The organism is Prevotella brunnea, from assembly GCF_008016795.1.
In the GTDB taxonomy this organism is placed as follows: domain Bacteria; phylum Bacteroidota; class Bacteroidia; order Bacteroidales; family Bacteroidaceae; genus Prevotella; species Prevotella brunnea.
Genome location: NZ_SDIK01000005.1, coordinates 24,457 through 41,097 on the forward strand (window position 1 = coordinate 24,457; position 16,641 = coordinate 41,097).

Below are 16,641 nucleotides of genomic sequence, written 5' to 3' on the forward strand. Positions count from 1 at the left end.
AGTATAAAATAAAATTTTCATCTTAATTCCAAATTCAACGAGCATACTTTATCTGAGAATATTAACTATTAATGAAGCCAATGAAGTTAGAATCCCAACTACGGAGAACCATATTGTTGTTGAACTTCCGATTTCGGAGTTTTTTGCTTTTACACTGTTGGGGGCTACATATAAAATATCATTCTGTTGTAAATAAAAATAAGGCGAGTTAATGATATTCGCGTCATTCAGATTTAAACGAGTCTTGTGCTTCTCTCCATTGGCATCTTCGCGCAAAAGTATTACATTGTCACGTTTACCGTATATCGTCAAATCACCTGCTGCTGCCAAAGCCTCCATCACACTCATCTTCTCAGTATTTACCGGAATTACGCCCGGATGGTTCACTTCGCCGGTAACCGTAACTCTGTAACTACTCATACGGACAGCCACCAATGGATTTTCCGTGCGCGACATATAGGGTTGTATTTTGCTTTTCAACAAATCTTCACACTCGTTCTTTGTCAAGCCCGCCACATGAATTTTCCCTACCAATGGGAAATTGATATATCCATCATTATCTACAAGATATCCACTAATTCTGTGTTCATCTATAGTATATTGGTTAGGTTGTCTCAAATTAAATGGCTCTGAAGTAGCCGGATCAGTGGTCTGTACAAGGATATTTAATTCATCCTTCGGCATAATTCTCGCATCGTACAACCCTTTCGAAGCTGCCAAACTGATAGAGTCAATATTTTGCCAATAAACGATTTTTCTACTTGAACCACAACCTGCGACTATGGTGAGGAGAATGGCACATACAAAAAGGGGTAAAAGTAATTTCTTCATATATTTAAAAACATGTTAACAGAAACATTCTCATAAAGATGTTGCAAAAATACTACTATTTTTTGATAACAACAAAAGAATAAATCACTTTTCCGTTTCTATTGATGCCTTTTCCTAAAAACTTGATACAAATGGACGCAAAGAATACGAAGTTATCAAATGGGTAAGTTTAATTGCGCTTTACAACCTATCGCAAGAAAAGAGAAGCATTTAGTCAATTATTTTCAAGAAACAGCTATTTACTGTTAGCCATCCATGTAGATAAAAGGAGACGTTATGGTGTTTTGAGAGAAAAAATCAGGCGAAAGAATGTCAAACAGGTAAAATCTTTTTAGTATCTTTGCGCCAAAGATAATACTAACATGAAAAGAACAAATAAAGTTTTATTAATTTACACCGGTGGAACCATTGGTATGGGAAGCAATCCGATTACCGGTGCTTTAGAGCCTTTGGATTTTAACCATTTAGCTGATAACGTCCCCGAATTTAAGCAAATTACAACTGACATCGACACTTATCAATTCGTACCGCCCATCGATTCATCGAACATGTCGCCAAAACTTTGGGGCGATATTGTTACTATCATCGCCGACCGATATGATAGGTATGATGGGTTTGTCATTCTGCATGGCACGGACACCATGGCATACACTGCTTCGGCGTTATCGTTCATGTTTGAGAACCTTACAAAGCCCATTATTCTCACCGGTTCCCAACTGCCTATAGGGCAACTCAGAACAGACGGAAAAGAAAACCTAATGACAAGTATCGAACTGGCATCCACCTACAAAGATGATGGCACGGCAATGGTTCCCGAAGTATGCATCTACTTCAATGGGCATTTGCTACGAGGCAATCGCTCCACAAAGCAGAACGCGGACGAATTTAACGCATTCGATTCGTTCAATTATCCACATCTCTGCGAGGCCGGAGTAAACTTCACATTTCACGAACATAACATCCTTAAGCCCGATTTTAATAAACCAATGATTCCGCATATCGGTCTTGACAACAACGTCATTATCTTCTCTTTGTTTCCCGGTTTGGAGGAGCATTTGGTGGAACATGTACTCGACGCGCCTGAGTTGCGAGGCATCGTAATGCGTTCTTTCGGTAGTGGAAACGCCCCTCAAATGCCTTGGCTTATGAAACTTTTGAAAAAGGCTACCGAAAGAGGTATTGTGGTTGTCAATATCAGCCAATGTATCAGTGGTCAGGTAGAGATGAGCCGCTACGACGCGGGTTATCATCTGAAAGAAGCCGGAATTGTAACAGGATACGACAGCACGGTGGAAGCCGCTGTGGCAAAACTCATGCATCTGCAAGCCAGATACAAGGATTCTGACATTATTCGCCAATACATGAAAAAATCCTTGGCTGGAGAAATAACCATACCGAGAACTTAGAAATACGATTCCGAGAATCAAGCAAAGGGGTGAGCACTTAGTGTCTCATCCCTTTTAATATTTCGTCCATTTTCTTCTTTGTCTCAATCCGAGTGGGAACCAAAGGAAGACGCAACACATTTTCTATCATCCCCATATCGTTCAGCAAAGCCTTACATCCCGCAGGATTTCCATCAACAAAAAGGAGCTTATACAATTCGGTAAACTGATGGTGAATTTTGCGAGCTGACTCAAATTCTCCATTTAATTCCAATCGTATCATTCTTGAAAACTCTTTTGGCAGCGCGTTGCCAATAACGGAAATGACACCAACCGCGCCGCTGACAATCATAGGAAAGGTTAGAGCGTCATCGCCACTTATCACCTCGAAATTTGTCGGCTTAAGTTTCATTATCTCATCTATCTGCGCCAAATCGCCCGAAGCCTCCTTTATTCCCACTACATTGGGAAAATCCTTAGCAATACGCACTGTCGTTTCTGCTTTCATGTTCACGCCCGTGCGCCCCGGAACGTTATACAGGACTATCGGCAACGGCGATATCTCCGCTATGGCTTTGAAGTGCTGATATAGTCCTTCCTGACTGGGCTTGTTGTAATAGGGACAGATGCTCAAGATACCATCAATCCCTTGCCAGTCGCTTGTTTTAATTTCATCAACAACGGCAGCGGTATGGTTGCCACCACAATATTTAAGGATCGGAACTCTGCCTTTAACTACCGACTTAATGAAAGTGGTCAGCTCGTTTTTCTCCTTTGATGTTAGACATGGGGTTTCACCCGTAGTGGCTAAAATACATAAAAAATCTGCACCGTTCTCTATTTGATATTCTATTAATTTCTCAAGTGCTCCATAGTCAATGTCACCATTAATATTAAAAGGTGTTACAAGAGCGACTCCTAATCCGCGAAAAACATTTTGCATATTGATTATCTTTGTTTCATTGCAAAAGTAACACATTATTGTCAATCATCAAAGAAAATTCACTTTTTATATATTCTTAATTCCGCAACACTTTAATTTTGAACCCCTACTTATATTGTTAAAAACTTGAGCAACGATATATTGTTCATGATTTTACCATGTCGAAAAATCACATTTCTAAGTATTGCAAAATCAAACAAGTAAATTCTGCGACTAACATGACAAAAACCAATACTATCTTATTTTTTTATTCTATCTATCCCCAAAGCTTACCTTTTACCAAGCAAAAGCTTAGCTTTTGGAATGCAAAAGGTCATGAATTGAAGCGCAAAAGCTAAGCTTTTAAATCGAAATTAATATCGCCTTGATTATCAATACATTACGAAGCGTGTCCTGGATGCAGCTTTTGTAATATAATTTCGCGGTGATGGTCGGGGCAAATGCCCGGCATTAAGTGTCTGTTTTCCACTGGCTGAATACGAATTGAAGCCATGAGGAGATTGGTGCTGCACGGCATTGGAACAAAACACGTCAAGTCGTATGATTTGCTGCAACCTTGCGTGAGACTTACACGAAATCATTCAGGACACCATTAAGAAAAGAAAAAGATTTCTCACAGCCATACAACACCGGGGATTCCTAATGACCGGTGGAGTTGAATATATGTCAATACTGTAAATGTATGGTAGAAATGTTGGGATTATGTTGATTTGTGTGGGTAATGACTAACTCAATTCCCCAAATATTATTGCCTTTGAAGTCATGAATAAAGATATGCTTTTTTCAATAGGTTTCAGCATAGCCTCTTGTCGAAAAAAATATGGTAATAAATGATATTTGTAACGACTAAATATGCGTTGGGAAGGCTGCTATCTTCGCTTTTTGTCATTTCGTGAATACCGTTCCTTGACACGTTTAACAGTGTTGTTTCTTTTTTTTGAACCTTGTTTATCATCCAAAGGATTACTGCCAATAGCTTGTCGGTTATAATTTACTTTGGTGCGGAAAGGCTTGCCATCATAAAGTCTTGGGATTAAGTCGCTTCTTCCTATCCTTCGTAACTCTTTTTCAATATTATGCCTCTCGCTATTCTTATACCAAAAGAAGAACTGGCGTTGTGCAAGTTTTTCTCGAGGAGTTTTTGCTGAAAAAACCGGTTCAAGTGTATATGGATCAAAACCGGAATACCAAGTTTCAGTGGCAACGGTCATTGGAGTAGGGGTAAAATCTTGGACCTGTTCCAAATGAAAATCCAAATCTTTGGTCAGCACAGCGAGTTCTGCCATATCCTCCTCTTTGCAACCGGGATGAGAAGAGATGAAGTAGGGAATGATTTGTTGCTTCAGATGTGCAGCGCTGTTTATTTTGTCAAATATGCGCTTAAAGGCATAAAACTGTTGGAACGAGGGCTTTCTCATCAGTCGTAGTACATTGTTGGATGTGTGTTCCGGAGCTACTTTCAGGCGACCGCTAACATGGCGTGTTACCAATTCCTTGGCATATTCCTTTGCCGCTTGATTAACTTTTTCATCTTTGGATTTATGGAGAATTAAGTCGTATCGGACACCGGAACCTATAAAGCTCTTTTTTATTCCGGGCAACCGATCCACAGCCCTATATATGTCCAACAACTTGCTATGATCGGTATTTAGATTTGGGCACACTTCCGGGAAGATGCAACTTGGACGCTTGCAGCGGTCGCACGCTTTTTGGTTCATGCCCCCCATGCCATACATATTGGCGGACGGACCGCCCAAGTCTGACAGATAACCCTTAAAGTCGGGCATTTTGATGATTTGTCGTACCTCCTTCAATATGCTTTCTTTTGATCGGCAGGTAATAAACTTTCCTTGATGTGCAGATATGGTGCAGAATGCGCAACCTCCGAAACACCCCCGATGTATGTTTACGCTATGTTTTATCATTTCGTACGCCGGTATGATTTTCCCTTTGTATTTGGGGTGTGGCTCCCTTGTATAGGGTAAATCATAAGCAGCATCCACCTCATCTGTTGTCATGGTGGGGTAAGGAGGATTGACCACAACGTATTTTTTATCAACTGCTTGCAGGATTCGTTTTGCATATCTCTTGTTGGATTCCTCTTCGATATGCTTAAAATTTTCCGACTCAAATTTTTTGTTGTTCAGACATTCTTCGTGGGAATGGAGGATGATGTCTTCTTCTTTTATTCCTCCGGGAATATCTTCTTTTTTGCACAAGAATGCCGTTTGAGGGATTTCTTTAACTTCGTTTATATTATTACCAGCCCCAAGTTCCTTTGCTATTGCAAGAATCTGCTTTTCCCCCATACCATAGATTAGCATATCAGCATCAGCATCGCAAAGGATGCTTTTCCGGAGTTTGTCTTGCCAATAGTCGTAGTGAGTCAATCGACGCAAAGAGGCTTCTATCCCTCCCAATACGATAGGAACATCAGGATATAGCTGTCTTAATATCTTGCTATAGACAATGGTAGGGTATTCGGGTCGGAGGTCGTGTCGCCCGTCTGGTGAATATGCGTCTTCGGAACGGAGCCGTTTGTTCGCAGTATATTTATTTACCATTGAGTCCATTGCTCCCGGGGCAATTCCGAAAAAAAGTCTGGGACGCCCCAATTTCTTGAAATCACGGAAATCACCATGCCAATCGGGTTGTGGGACTATTGCAACTTTATAACCTGCCTTTTCGAGTGTTCGCCCAATGACGGCTGCGCCAAAAGCCGGATGGTCTATATACGCATCGCCGGAAAAGAGAATGATGTCAAGTTCGTTCCAATGTCTTAGTTCTACTTCTTTTTTTGTTGTCGGCAAGAAATCCGTCAGTTGAAAACGTGAATATGAAGCAGAAACCAATTTGTTGTTTTTAGTTCCCATCATTTCCGGTTTCTGCTTTTGGGTATTCGTTCTCCCTGATATTTTTTCAGGATTTATCTTTTCCTTTGATTTACGTGTTTTCAAATGATTATTGGATTTACTGCTAAGGATGAGATTATTCTTTCACTTCTTTATTTGTTAATTCCCATTCGTGGAACAGGGTAAGAAGGTTTTTTAATCCCAAAGCCTTCATGTTAGGATTGTAAATAACATCAAGACATAGGTCTAACAGGGAATTGTCTTTGGAGATATCCGACTCCAACAATCCTCTTGTTTTAAGCCTGAGTCTGTCAAGCATATCCTCATTGATAACTCCACTTGAATCTATAAGATTGGCAAAAAGAGAATAGTGTCTAATGGTTTCTAAATGTTTCTCATTAATGTCAATGTGCCTCGTTCCTGAAGCGTTTGTTTGTATTTTATACATAAAACATCTATTGTTATGGTTTTACTCTCTTAATTCATTAAAAAGGTGATAATCCCCTTCATAATTCTTAATCGCTGATTCTTGTCTTTGATACATTCAAATGGGAATGACATCGCGAACAAGTTGTAATCAGTTCCTTTATAGGCCACGGCAGCTCCGGTGTTATCGGAATATTTCATGGCGCAGAAAGCTGGGCTTATGGGCAAAATGATGTCGGGTGAATAGGCACCATAATGATTCTCATTCAGAAATCTGTAAATATCGAAATTGGTGTTAAGTCCTACAACTTGTGAGCTGCTCCCATTTCTATTCACACCTCCAAACTGAATTTTGAGATAGCGTGCCAGCCATTTCCTTTCTGAATCGCTATAAGCGTCGGAAGCAAAATAGGCACCATTAATAAATATTTTTCCTTTATTCTTCAAATAATCAGATAATTTCTTTTGCATTTGAGGTTTAATCGCCTTATAGTAGAACAAGCTATGTCCATCGTCTTTTTCCAATCCCAAAGCTAAATCCGCCAAAGCATATTTATTAATATCTATCCATCCATTTTCTACAGCTTCAGAGGAACAACTTACAATATTGTATTGATTTAATGCTGCAATGGCATCAGCATGGGTTGTTATGTGATTGAAATTATTACCCGTCAATAATTTCCCTGCCAACTCATCTCCGCTGAAACCAAGTGCATCTGTTCCTTCTTTGCCGAATTGTGATTTATCAAAGTTGCTTTGTTTGCCACACCAACCCATCGTGGGACCATAGCTTATGCCGGGATCAGAATCCATGTCAAATCCTTGTTCAGTTTCCGTATCAATAATTGCAGGTGATGACAAACGGTGAAAGCCATTGATAATGAGTATGGTTTGTTTCTCGTTCCCGGCATTGTATGCCGATAAAACTTCTGTTGGAAAACTTTCGCCACCCTGATTGCATGCCGTTATTCGAAAATGATATAAAACTCCCGGCTCCAATTTCAGTTTATATGAATTTTTCTTTATATTTGTTCCATTGTCAAAACCACTCGTTCCTGTGGCTATATAAACATTGTAAGATGTGGATTTCGCCGATGGCTCTGTGATATCGCTAACAGCTTTCCAACTCAGTTTTACTTTATTTTTTGATGTAAATTCTATTTTAAAATTGTTCGGTGTAAGCGGCTGCACCGTATAATGCGTACCATGTAATTGAGAGGTGTATCTTAGAATTGTTTTATAGATGGAACGAGCGAGGGTGAATTTGAAATTCGGATCTTGTCCCATTCGCATATCATTAAAATTTTGATGGGACATTGTTTCAAGTATAGCGGATGGGACTTCCGGCAATCTGGTTTCACTATAATTTTGATCGATTACATTACGAATATTCCAAGCCTTATAGAACGTTTTTTCAATGTCTGTTTTTATGTTGGCGACAAGTTGTTCGGCAAATATCTTCGAAGCGTTCCGCGAAAGACCTGTCCCAAGTCTTGGGTTTCCGCTCTTTGTGGTACATATTCCAAGCGTTCCTACCGTAGTTCCATCCTTCTTAACCCCTGCATCGCTATGAATAGCCAGCGATAATTCTATGGGAACTCTTAATCCATACTTATTTGGAACATAGTCAGAGCCTCCCGCCAACCAATTAATATATAATGAACGGCTGTTGATATCGTCATTATAATCGTTAGCACCATTGCTTTTGCTCACAATATTGCGTGGTGCACCTGCCCATTGCGTGAAATATCTTGCTCCTTCCAAAGCTTTTGGAACGCCACTGGTGGTTCCTCCTCGAAGTATGTTCCCCATTCCTCCACCTATGCGTACAGCATCAGTAGTAACTATTCCGTTTCTTTTACTATGATTGGAAATGATGACGCGGTTGTAGATATTATTTCCTTTGTCAAAATCGAATGTACCAAGGTACACCCATGTGCCTCCACCCATTTTTTGATTTACCTTAATTTTGGTTTCTTGTCCTTTATGGCAGACAATATATTCGGCATCATCAACACTATGTTTTAAAGTTCTATAACTGACATAAACTGCATATTTCCCATCCGCAGGGATAAATGGCTGATAGAACGCATAGCTTAATTTGTTCTTGCGCCTTGTTGTTTTGATTTGACGTATAGTACCTGCAATGAAGGGATTTTCTCCATCAAAGTAATTCCCTCCATGAGCTGCAAATCCTAATTCAGTGGAGCCTTCCCACTTGTGTTTTTCATTCACCTCAAAATAGTAAGGTTTTCCACTGTCATTATCAACAATTATTTCATGCTTTTGCCAATCTCGCTCACGAGGCGATATCACAACGGCACCGGCATTTTCAAGCATTGGCATGAGATATGGAATAACAATGGACTGGGTGAATAAATCCTCAGTGGTGCAGAATAAATTTGGACGTTGCCATTTCCATATTTGTTTTTGAGAGTCATAATATCTTCCGTGTGAGGCCCACACGGAGATGTGTCGCCCATTTAATCCTTCGGAGATTCTATTTGGCTTTGAAACATTCTCCACCCACGGCTTACCTTTATATTCAAATTTTCCCCATGAAATTTGGTTGCTTTGCGCAACACAAGGCAAAATAGACAGTATGACGAAGAAAGAAAATAAGAATAGTCTTTTCATTATCAGATATCTCCAATAGTAAAGTTCTCTGGTATCTTGCCGTGAAAGTCCTTAAAGTATAATTTTATTTCCCTCATGTCTTTTTTTATGTCTCCTGATGGAATTATCGACTTTGTGCAATTAATCATCTTCTTTTTGTAATCCACCCCAAATAAGAGAATAGGTATTTCAGCTTTTTGGGCTATGTAATAAAAACCTTTCTTCCATTCTGGATTCAAGGATCTTGTTCCCTCGGGCGTAATACATAACTGGAAAGTGTCTGACTGTCGTGCTACTTCTGCCATGATATCGGTCATACTCGTATGTTTCTCTCTATATACCGGTATTCCTCCCATTTTTTTAAAAAGAGTTCTTAAAGGCCAAAAGAACCATTCTTTCTTCATTAAGAAATTGCTGTTTAATCCTTCAGCGTGGCTGAATAATTGTCCAATGACAAAGTCCCAATTGCTCGTATGAGGAGCTAAACAGATGATAAATTTAGTTGGATAACTGATGCTTACTTCTTTTTTCCAGCCCATTACCCTATATAAAATCCATGAGAAAAAATTACTCAGCATTGATTTATCCTAAGTTTGTGATTTGGTCGATGATTTCGCTTACTTCTTCATTAAATTTGTACTTTAAGTCATTAAAATAAAGTTTGGATTTCATGCCCGGCTCTATGTGTGATACCCGGCTTATGTAATTATTACGCAGAATTAAGATAGACGTTAAAAGTGCTTCTACATCTTCTTTATTTACATTCGAGCCATATAGCGAAGCCGCTAATGCTTCCGCGAATAAATCGCCACAGATATAATTGATAGTTCGTTTTAAATCTCTTTTGTTACTCATTTTATATATGAATTATGAAGTTAGTCAAATGATTTTAATGTTCAAAGATAAACAAAAAAAGAGAAAAGAAAGAATCAATTGAAAAAAAATAAAACCATTACTATTAAAAATGATTTTTTCTGCATATTTATCATGTAAAAACAGTACATTTGCATTCACGAAAGATTGTATAAATGAATTTCAAACTTTTAACGTATGGAAACAAGCTCGTTGCAAAAAGAAAGGGCAAAATATCAGCCCATGTTGCCAAAAGCTCTTCAGAGTGCGGTTAGTATTAAAGAAGGAAATCCCACTCAAAGTGCTGATGATCATGAGGATATAAAGAAATTATTCCCCAATACTTACGGATTACCTATCGTAGAATTTGAACCGACTATTTCAAAAGAAACGCCAAATTTCAATGTTGGGGTTATTCTGTCCGGTGGACAGGCACCGGGTGGACACAATGTTATCTCAGGTATTTTCGATGAATTGAAGAAGTTAAATCCAAATAGTCGCCTCTATGGCTTCCTTATGGGACCGGGTGGATTAGTTGATCATAATTATATTGAAATAACCACTGAACTTATTCAAAATTATAGAAACACAGGAGGTTTTGATCTTATTGGCTCCGGAAGAACAAAACTGGAAAAAATTGACCAATTTGAAAAAAGTTTGGAAATCATTAGGCAGTTGGATATAAAGGCAATTGTAATAATAGGTGGCGATGACTCTAATACAAACGCTTGTGTTTTGGCTGAATACTATGCCGCAAAAAAATATGGAGTTCAGGTCATTGGATGTCCGAAAACGATTGATGGAGATTTGAAAAATGATCAAATTGAAACTTCTTTCGGATTCGATACTGCAACAAAGACTTACTCTGAAATGATAGGAAATATTGCTCGGGATTGTAATTCTGCTCGTAAATATTGGCATTTTATTAAGTTAATGGGACGTTCAGCTTCGCATATAGCATTGGAATGTGCCTTGCAGACACACCCGAACATATGTTTAATCTCAGAAGAAATTAAGGCTAAAGATAAAACTTTGAATGATGTCGTAGAGTATATTGCGACCATCGTTGCCAATAGAGCTAAGGAGGGTAAGAATTATGGTGTTGTTCTTGTTCCTGAAGGGCTGCTTGAATTCATTCCCGCAGTTTATCGGCTCATTCAAGAATTGAGTGATTTGTTGGCTACGCATGGAGAAGAATATAAAAACCTCGACGATTTATCTCAGAAGGAATATATTACAACTCATCTATCTGAAACTAATAGAGCAACATTCGAAACACTGCCCTTGGAAGTAGCTCATCAGTTGGCTCTTGAGCGTGATCCACACGGAAATGTACAAGTCTCTTTGATAGAAACCGAGAAACTGCTTTCGGTTATGGTTGAAGCAAAACTAAAAGAATGGGTAAAAACGGGAAAATATGTGGGTAAATTTTCCACCATTCATCACTTCTTAGGTTATGAGGGGCGTTGTGCCGCTCCGTCCAATTTTGACGCAAACTATTGTTATTCCCTCGGTACAACAGCTGTTCAGCTTATAGCCAATGGAAAAACGGGATATATGGCAATTGTGAAAAATACCACCGCCCCCACAGAAGAATGGATTGCCGGTGGAGTACCTATCACTATGATGATGAATATGGAAAGGCGTAATGGAGAAATGAAACCCGTAATTCGTAAGGCTCTTGTTGATTTGCAAGGAGCACCTTTCCAAACTTTTGTCCTAAATCGAGAGAAATGGGCTAAGGAATCATCGTATATATACCCCGGTCCAATTCAATATTGGGGACCAAAAGAAGTTTGCGACAGAACAACGAAAACATTAGCTCTTGAAAAAGGAAGCAATAAAAACGAATAGTTGAATTTTAAACATGAAATTCCAACTTATTGTCAAAGATACGGTAGCATAATAAATGGATATTCCTAAAACCATCTGTCAAATCATTCGGAAACTGCAAATGAAGTATTCATGGATGTGGTGGGCATTAGGAATATCTTTCTCTATATTTTATTCACTCGCTTTTTATCTTTTGTTTGTTTCACCCACCGCATTTCGATGGAGAGCAATATACGGAGACCCGGATTATCCGGATGGATATGAGATTCATGGTATTGATATTAGTCATTATCAGGGGGACGTGAATTGGAATCGGCTTAGAAATGCGATAATCGATACCTACCCCATTAGGTTCGTATTCTTAAAGGCTACAGAAGGCGATAGCCATTTGGACGCTAAATTTCGCGAGAACTTTTTTAATTCAAAAGAAGCTGGTCTTATTCGCGGAGTATATCATTTTTGGAGCAACCAGTCTTCCCCTCGCAGGCAAGCTTATTTTTTTCTTGCAATGGCTCCACTTGTTCCCGGAGATTTGCCACCGGTGCTTGATGTGGAAACAAAACCTACAGATTTATCTACCGAAGACTTTCAACAGAATATCCTGACATGGCTTCATATCGTTGAGGATAAATATCACGTCAAACCAATCATATATACCTATTATAAGTTTAAGGATAAATATCTTTCCGATTCTCGTTTTGATGATTATCCATATTGGATAGCACATTATTATGTGGATAAGATGGAATATCAGGGCGCATGGAAATTTTGGCAACACACTGATGCCGGTCGCTTACCGGGTATAAAAGGGTACGTGGACTTGAATATTTATAACGGTAGCTATTATGACTTGATAAAAATGTTAATACAGAAGCCTATGCCGGTTGAAGTACAAGACAGCACCAGCGATGTTCCTCTTTTTGAAGACACAGTCTCAGATTGAGCGATTTGGCTTTATCAAGAATTAGTTCATTATCTTCCGTGTAGAAACCACTCAATATTAAGAAACCATCCTTATTCAAAACCGCTGCCAAACTATCCATATCGTCTAATACAATGTTTCGGTTGATATTGGCAAGGATTACATCAAAGTTTGTTTCAAACTTATTGATAACATGCTTATTACCTTCTAAAACTTTAAGTGTAACATCGTTCTGCTTCATGTTATCAATGGTGTTCTTGACACTCCACGAATCTACATCGTAGGCACATACTTTCCTCGCTCCCAACTTTGAAGCAACTATACCCAATATACCGGTTCCACAACCACAATCCAATACACTCTTTCCTTTCAAATCCATATTAAATAGTTGGCTAACTATCATCTGAGTAGTTTCATGCGTACCTGTTCCAAAGGCTTTGCAAGGATTAATTTCGATAATCAGTGGATGAGAATTGTCGTTTAAGGCTGATTTCTTAGCTTGTAGTACATCTTTAGTATTACAAATCAAACATTTATGCTCTATAATAATTGGTTTGAAATTATTTTGTTCCCATTCTTCATTCCAGTTCCTGTCCTCAACTTTTGAAGTGGTGAAAGAAATTTTTGTATTAGGTAGGGGAAAATCGGCTAACGCTTTATTTAATATCAATTCATCAAAGTTTTCTTCTTGACAATAGGCAATTACTGCACCATTATTCTCTATGAAAGATTCACAGCCGGTTTCTCCTGCGATTGCCGTTAATAAATCGCGAGCGGTGGAGGAATCTGGCGATAAATAAAATTTTATTTCTATATAGTTCATTACATTGTATTGAAAAGTCAATGCAAATTTACAAAAAATAGGGAAAAACCTATCTTTTATTAGGGAAATTCCGTATATTTGCACTAAAAGTTAATGTATTTTTGTGTCAAATAAATTAGGTAATACCAATATTGAATTTAACAAGAAATAAAAATAAGGATATGGCAATGAAAAAAATTTTTATTTTATCAATCCTAACACTTGTAATGCCATTGGCTACATGGGCACAGGACGACTTATACTTTGTACCTGCTAAGGATAAATCCGATTTTCAGCACTCTATCGTGAAGACAGAACCCTCCACTTATTATGCCGGAATTAATAAGTCGGACGCAGACTACAACCGTAGAGGACATTTTCATAGTTCATATCAGAAAATAGGCAAGGACTCTCTTGGGAATGACATTGTTTTGTTTGACATGAACGATGCTAAACGAGACACTATTTATCAGGTAGAACGGCTTTTCGATAATGGTGAAAGCGATTTTGCTTATAGCCAACAAATGAATCGCTTCGATGATGGTTGGGATTATTACCCATGGAGGTATAGAGGTTCATTCTATTATGACACATGGTGGGGTTGGAATCCTTGGTATGATGATTACTACTATGGACCATGGAATGATTACGGATGGTATCGCTATTATGGATGGTATTCTCCTTGGAGATATGGTTATTACCGCTGGGGATGGCCCTATTATTCTTATGGATGGTATCCTTATTCGTACGGATGGTGGACACCCCGATATTATGGAAGAGTATATGGTCATACCGGTACGGCGAACCATTGGGCAAATGGGCGAGTTTTTAACAGAAGTACGACAGGTTATCGTGGCAATATAAATAGAAACGATAATGGAAGAGTTACTTTTGGAAACACGACAGTTCGTTCAAATCGATTTGGAGGTACGAGAAATGATGGCAACGTGAGGTTTAATGGTTCGAGAAATAATAACTCTCTCAACAACAACAGACAATTCACTCCAAATCGTAACAACAGCTTTGGCAATGGAACTCGCTCGTCAATTGGCGGCGGTAACTTTGGTGGATCGAGAGGCGGCGGAAGCGGAACTCGAACTGGAGGTGGACGTTTTGGCGGACGTCGATAAAACGGAAAAATAACACTTTAATAATGAATTACAACTGATGAATATGAGAATACAACATTTTTTGCTGGCAGCCTCTTTGGTTTCATTGCCGGCAATAGCACAAGAAACTTATGAGAATGCCCGTATTTCAGGCGAAGATCTTAATGGAACGGCGCGTTATGTTGGAATGGGTGGTGCATTAGAAGCTTTAGGAGCTGATATTTCCACAATGGGATCAAATCCGGCGGGTATCGGATTGTTTCGCCATAGTAACGCCAGTATCAGTGGTGGACTGATAATACAAGGAAAGGGTAATGAGTTCGCGAATGGGAATAAAACAAATGCAAGTTTCGATCAGGCTGGTTTTGTGTACTCCACTCGCACGAGAAAAGATTCTTACTTAAATTTTGGTTTCAATTATCATAAAGGTAAAAATTTCAATTTCATTCTTAATGCCGCCAACAGTCTTAATGGAAGTTCACAGAACAGACAGTCTTATCTGAAAGGATTGATAGGAAACGAAGCAAGTGGCGGTTTCTCGGTTGGACAAAATAAACAAGGAGAATATTTCGGATATGTCGATGATAAAAGTACATATACGGCTTTGACCTATAGCACGGTAGATTATCTCTATTGGAACACGATGATTCCGGATGCTAAAGATGGAAAGTTTTATACTTATGATGCCGATGCTTATCAATTTGACAGAAGTAATACCGGATACATATCCAACTACGATTTCAACATCAGTGGAAATATACATGACAAGGTCTTCCTTGGAATAACATTTGGCGTTAAGGATGTGCATTACAAGGGGTACAGCGAATACCACGAATTGTTATCTAACGGAGGGGGAAGTGTAACTTTAGCCGATAATAGACGAATTACAGGTAGTGGCTTTGATGTAACTGCCGGAATTATAGTTCGTCCAATGCAAAATTCTCCATTTCGTATTGGTGTCTATGTAAAAACCCCAACTTGGTTCGATTTAACTACGGAAAATTATACGAATATCGCAAATAATTCCACCGAGGGAGGAACATATGACAAAGGCTCTATTACAAACTCCTATGACTTTAAGATATGGACACCATGGAAGTTTGGTGTTTCTCTCGGACATACCATTGATAACTATTTTGCTTTTGGACTAACTTATGAATATGAGGATTATAGTGCGATAAATACGAGAATAAACGACGACTCTTATATTGACTATTACTATGGTGATTTATATCAATCCACTTCAGCAGACCAATTTATGAATAACCACACTGAAAAAGCCCTTAAAGGGGTCAGCACTCTTAAGTTGGGAGCAGAGGTTAAACCAATAGACAACTTAGCTGTTCGTTTTGGTTACAATTATGTGGGTCCAAAATATTCGTCTTCAGCTCAAAAAGATTCCGGTTTGATGTCGTATGGAAGTAGTTATGCTTCTGCAACAGACTTTACCAATTGGAAATCAACGAATCGTTTTACTATAGGACTTGGCTATATAGTTGATAAGTTCAGTGTTGATTTAGCTTACCAATATAGCACTCAAAAGGGCGAGTTCTATCCATTCTCGGCGATGTCTGTAAATGATGGCGGGCAAACCTATGCGAATGTGCCAACAATGACCAAGGTGCAAAATGACAGAAGTCAATTGCTCATGACAGTAGGCTATCATTTCTAAACAGCGGAAAAGATTAGGAATAAAAAATATATCAAGTGTAAGCTACAAAACAACCGTGTATCAAGTATGTTTTGTAGCTTACATTTTTTTAGTAGGGATATTTTGTAAATTTCCAACTAATTGTTTGTCAGTGTGATATGTTATTTATACCCTTACACACAGGGAATTATATGAATTTTCCTAAATAATTTTATTAGCCCGCACTCAAGGTTGCATTAAACCCAAATTGGTCATTAAGATTTCTCAGTGTTGTATGCCAGTGAGAAAACTTTTTATCTTTTCCCAATGGCGTCCTAATCACCACGAAATTATATTACAAAAACCGTTTCAGGAACACGCTTCATAATCTATTGATAATCAAGACGATATTGATTGCAGTTTAAAAGCTTGGCTTTTGT

Annotated in this window: 13 protein-coding genes; 5 read left to right on the plus strand and 8 right to left on the minus strand. The window is 38.7% G+C overall.

Annotated features, from left to right (window positions below):
• Nucleotides 1–48: 48 nt before the first annotated feature.
• A complete protein-coding gene (locus ETF27_RS00410; protein ID WP_130829342.1) occupies nt 49–831 on the minus strand; it encodes a polysaccharide biosynthesis/export family protein in 783 nt (260 codons plus the stop codon).
• Between the two features lie 362 nt (nt 832–1,193).
• Between ETF27_RS00410 and ETF27_RS00415 the strand changes: the two genes are divergently transcribed.
• Nucleotides 1,194–2,237, plus strand: a complete 1,044-nt coding sequence (locus tag ETF27_RS00415; protein WP_130829344.1) for an asparaginase — start codon at nt 1,194–1,196, stop codon at nt 2,235–2,237.
• 37 nt (nt 2,238–2,274) lie between these two features.
• On the opposite strand, the gene dapA is transcribed toward ETF27_RS00415, so the two are convergent.
• From dapA to ETF27_RS00445, 6 genes are all read right to left on the minus strand, one after another.
• Nucleotides 2,275–3,159: a 4-hydroxy-tetrahydrodipicolinate synthase gene (dapA, locus tag ETF27_RS00420; protein WP_130829346.1), complete on the minus strand. Its 885-nt coding sequence runs from the start codon at nt 3,157–3,159 to the stop codon at nt 2,275–2,277.
• 869 nt (nt 3,160–4,028) lie between these two features.
• Nucleotides 4,029–6,035: a YgiQ family radical SAM protein gene (locus ETF27_RS00425; RefSeq protein ID WP_130829744.1), complete on the minus strand. Its 2,007-nt coding sequence runs from the start codon at nt 6,033–6,035 to the stop codon at nt 4,029–4,031.
• A gap of 112 nt (nt 6,036–6,147) precedes the next feature.
• A complete protein-coding gene (locus tag ETF27_RS00430; RefSeq protein ID WP_130829348.1) occupies nt 6,148–6,459 on the minus strand; it encodes a hypothetical protein in 312 nt (103 codons plus the stop codon).
• Between the two features lie 29 nt (nt 6,460–6,488).
• A complete protein-coding gene (locus tag ETF27_RS00435) occupies nt 6,489–9,074 on the minus strand; it encodes a golvesin C-terminal-like domain-containing protein (RefSeq protein ID WP_130829350.1) in 2,586 nt (861 codons plus the stop codon).
• 2 nt (nt 9,075–9,076) lie between these two features.
• Nucleotides 9,077–9,631, minus strand: a complete 555-nt coding sequence (locus tag ETF27_RS00440; protein WP_130829353.1) for a 1-acyl-sn-glycerol-3-phosphate acyltransferase — start codon at nt 9,629–9,631, stop codon at nt 9,077–9,079.
• A 4-nt stretch (nt 9,632–9,635) separates the two neighbouring features.
• Entirely contained in the window at nt 9,636–9,908 is a 273-nt protein-coding gene (locus ETF27_RS00445) for a hypothetical protein (protein WP_130829355.1), read from the minus strand.
• A 195-nt stretch (nt 9,909–10,103) separates the two neighbouring features.
• On the opposite strand from ETF27_RS00445, the gene ETF27_RS00450 reads away from it, so the two are divergent.
• Nucleotides 10,104–11,759 (plus strand): diphosphate--fructose-6-phosphate 1-phosphotransferase, encoded by a 1,656-nt coding sequence (locus ETF27_RS00450; protein ID WP_130829357.1) that lies wholly within the window; start codon nt 10,104–10,106, stop codon nt 11,757–11,759.
• Nucleotides 11,760–11,859: 100 nt separating this feature from the next.
• Nucleotides 11,860–12,681, plus strand: a complete 822-nt coding sequence (locus ETF27_RS00455) for a glycoside hydrolase family 25 protein (protein ID WP_376744090.1) — start codon at nt 11,860–11,862, stop codon at nt 12,679–12,681.
• Here ETF27_RS00455 and prmA read toward each other — a convergent pair.
• Nucleotides 12,614–13,483, minus strand: a complete 870-nt coding sequence (gene prmA, locus ETF27_RS00460) for a 50S ribosomal protein L11 methyltransferase (protein WP_130829361.1) — start codon at nt 13,481–13,483, stop codon at nt 12,614–12,616. The two genes, ETF27_RS00455 and prmA, sit on opposite strands and share 68 nt — an antisense overlap.
• A gap of 167 nt (nt 13,484–13,650) precedes the next feature.
• Between prmA and ETF27_RS00465 the strand changes: the two genes are divergently transcribed.
• The gene (locus ETF27_RS00465; RefSeq protein ID WP_130829745.1) at nt 13,651–14,592 is read left to right on the plus strand and encodes a hypothetical protein; all 942 of its coding nucleotides are present in this window, start codon (nt 13,651–13,653) and stop codon (nt 14,590–14,592) included.
• 43 nt (nt 14,593–14,635) lie between these two features.
• Nucleotides 14,636–16,243 carry an OmpP1/FadL family transporter gene (locus ETF27_RS00470; RefSeq protein WP_130829746.1) on the plus strand — a complete coding sequence of 536 codons (1,608 nt, stop codon included), beginning with the start codon at nt 14,636–14,638 and terminating at the stop codon, nt 16,241–16,243.
• Nucleotides 16,244–16,641 lie beyond the last annotated feature (398 nt).

Excerpts from the sequence above, each read along its gene's own strand:
- ETF27_RS00450 (WP_130829357.1), top strand. The coding sequence starts at position 10,104 with ATGGAAACAAGCTCGTTGCAAAAAGAAAGGGCAAAATATCAGCCCATG.
- ETF27_RS00430 (WP_130829348.1), bottom strand. The coding sequence starts at position 6,459 with ATGTATAAAATACAAACAAACGCTTCAGGAACGAGGCACATTGACATT.
- ETF27_RS00445 (WP_130829355.1), bottom strand. The coding sequence starts at position 9,908 with ATGAGTAACAAAAGAGATTTAAAACGAACTATCAATTATATCTGTGGC.
- ETF27_RS00425 (WP_130829744.1), bottom strand. The coding sequence starts at position 6,035 with ATGATGGGAACTAAAAACAACAAATTGGTTTCTGCTTCATATTCACGT.
- ETF27_RS00415 (WP_130829344.1), top strand. The coding sequence starts at position 1,194 with ATGAAAAGAACAAATAAAGTTTTATTAATTTACACCGGTGGAACCATT.
- ETF27_RS00410 (WP_130829342.1), bottom strand. The coding sequence starts at position 831 with ATGAAGAAATTACTTTTACCCCTTTTTGTATGTGCCATTCTCCTCACC.
- ETF27_RS00470 (WP_130829746.1), top strand. The coding sequence starts at position 14,636 with ATGAGAATACAACATTTTTTGCTGGCAGCCTCTTTGGTTTCATTGCCG.
- ETF27_RS00455 (WP_376744090.1), top strand. The coding sequence starts at position 11,860 with ATGAAGTATTCATGGATGTGGTGGGCATTAGGAATATCTTTCTCTATA.
- prmA (WP_130829361.1), bottom strand. The coding sequence starts at position 13,483 with ATGAACTATATAGAAATAAAATTTTATTTATCGCCAGATTCCTCCACC.
- ETF27_RS00440 (WP_130829353.1), bottom strand. The coding sequence starts at position 9,631 with ATGCTGAGTAATTTTTTCTCATGGATTTTATATAGGGTAATGGGCTGG.
- ETF27_RS00435 (WP_130829350.1), bottom strand. The coding sequence starts at position 9,074 with ATGAAAAGACTATTCTTATTTTCTTTCTTCGTCATACTGTCTATTTTG.
- ETF27_RS00465 (WP_130829745.1), top strand. The coding sequence starts at position 13,651 with ATGAAAAAAATTTTTATTTTATCAATCCTAACACTTGTAATGCCATTG.
- dapA (WP_130829346.1), bottom strand. The coding sequence starts at position 3,159 with ATGCAAAATGTTTTTCGCGGATTAGGAGTCGCTCTTGTAACACCTTTT.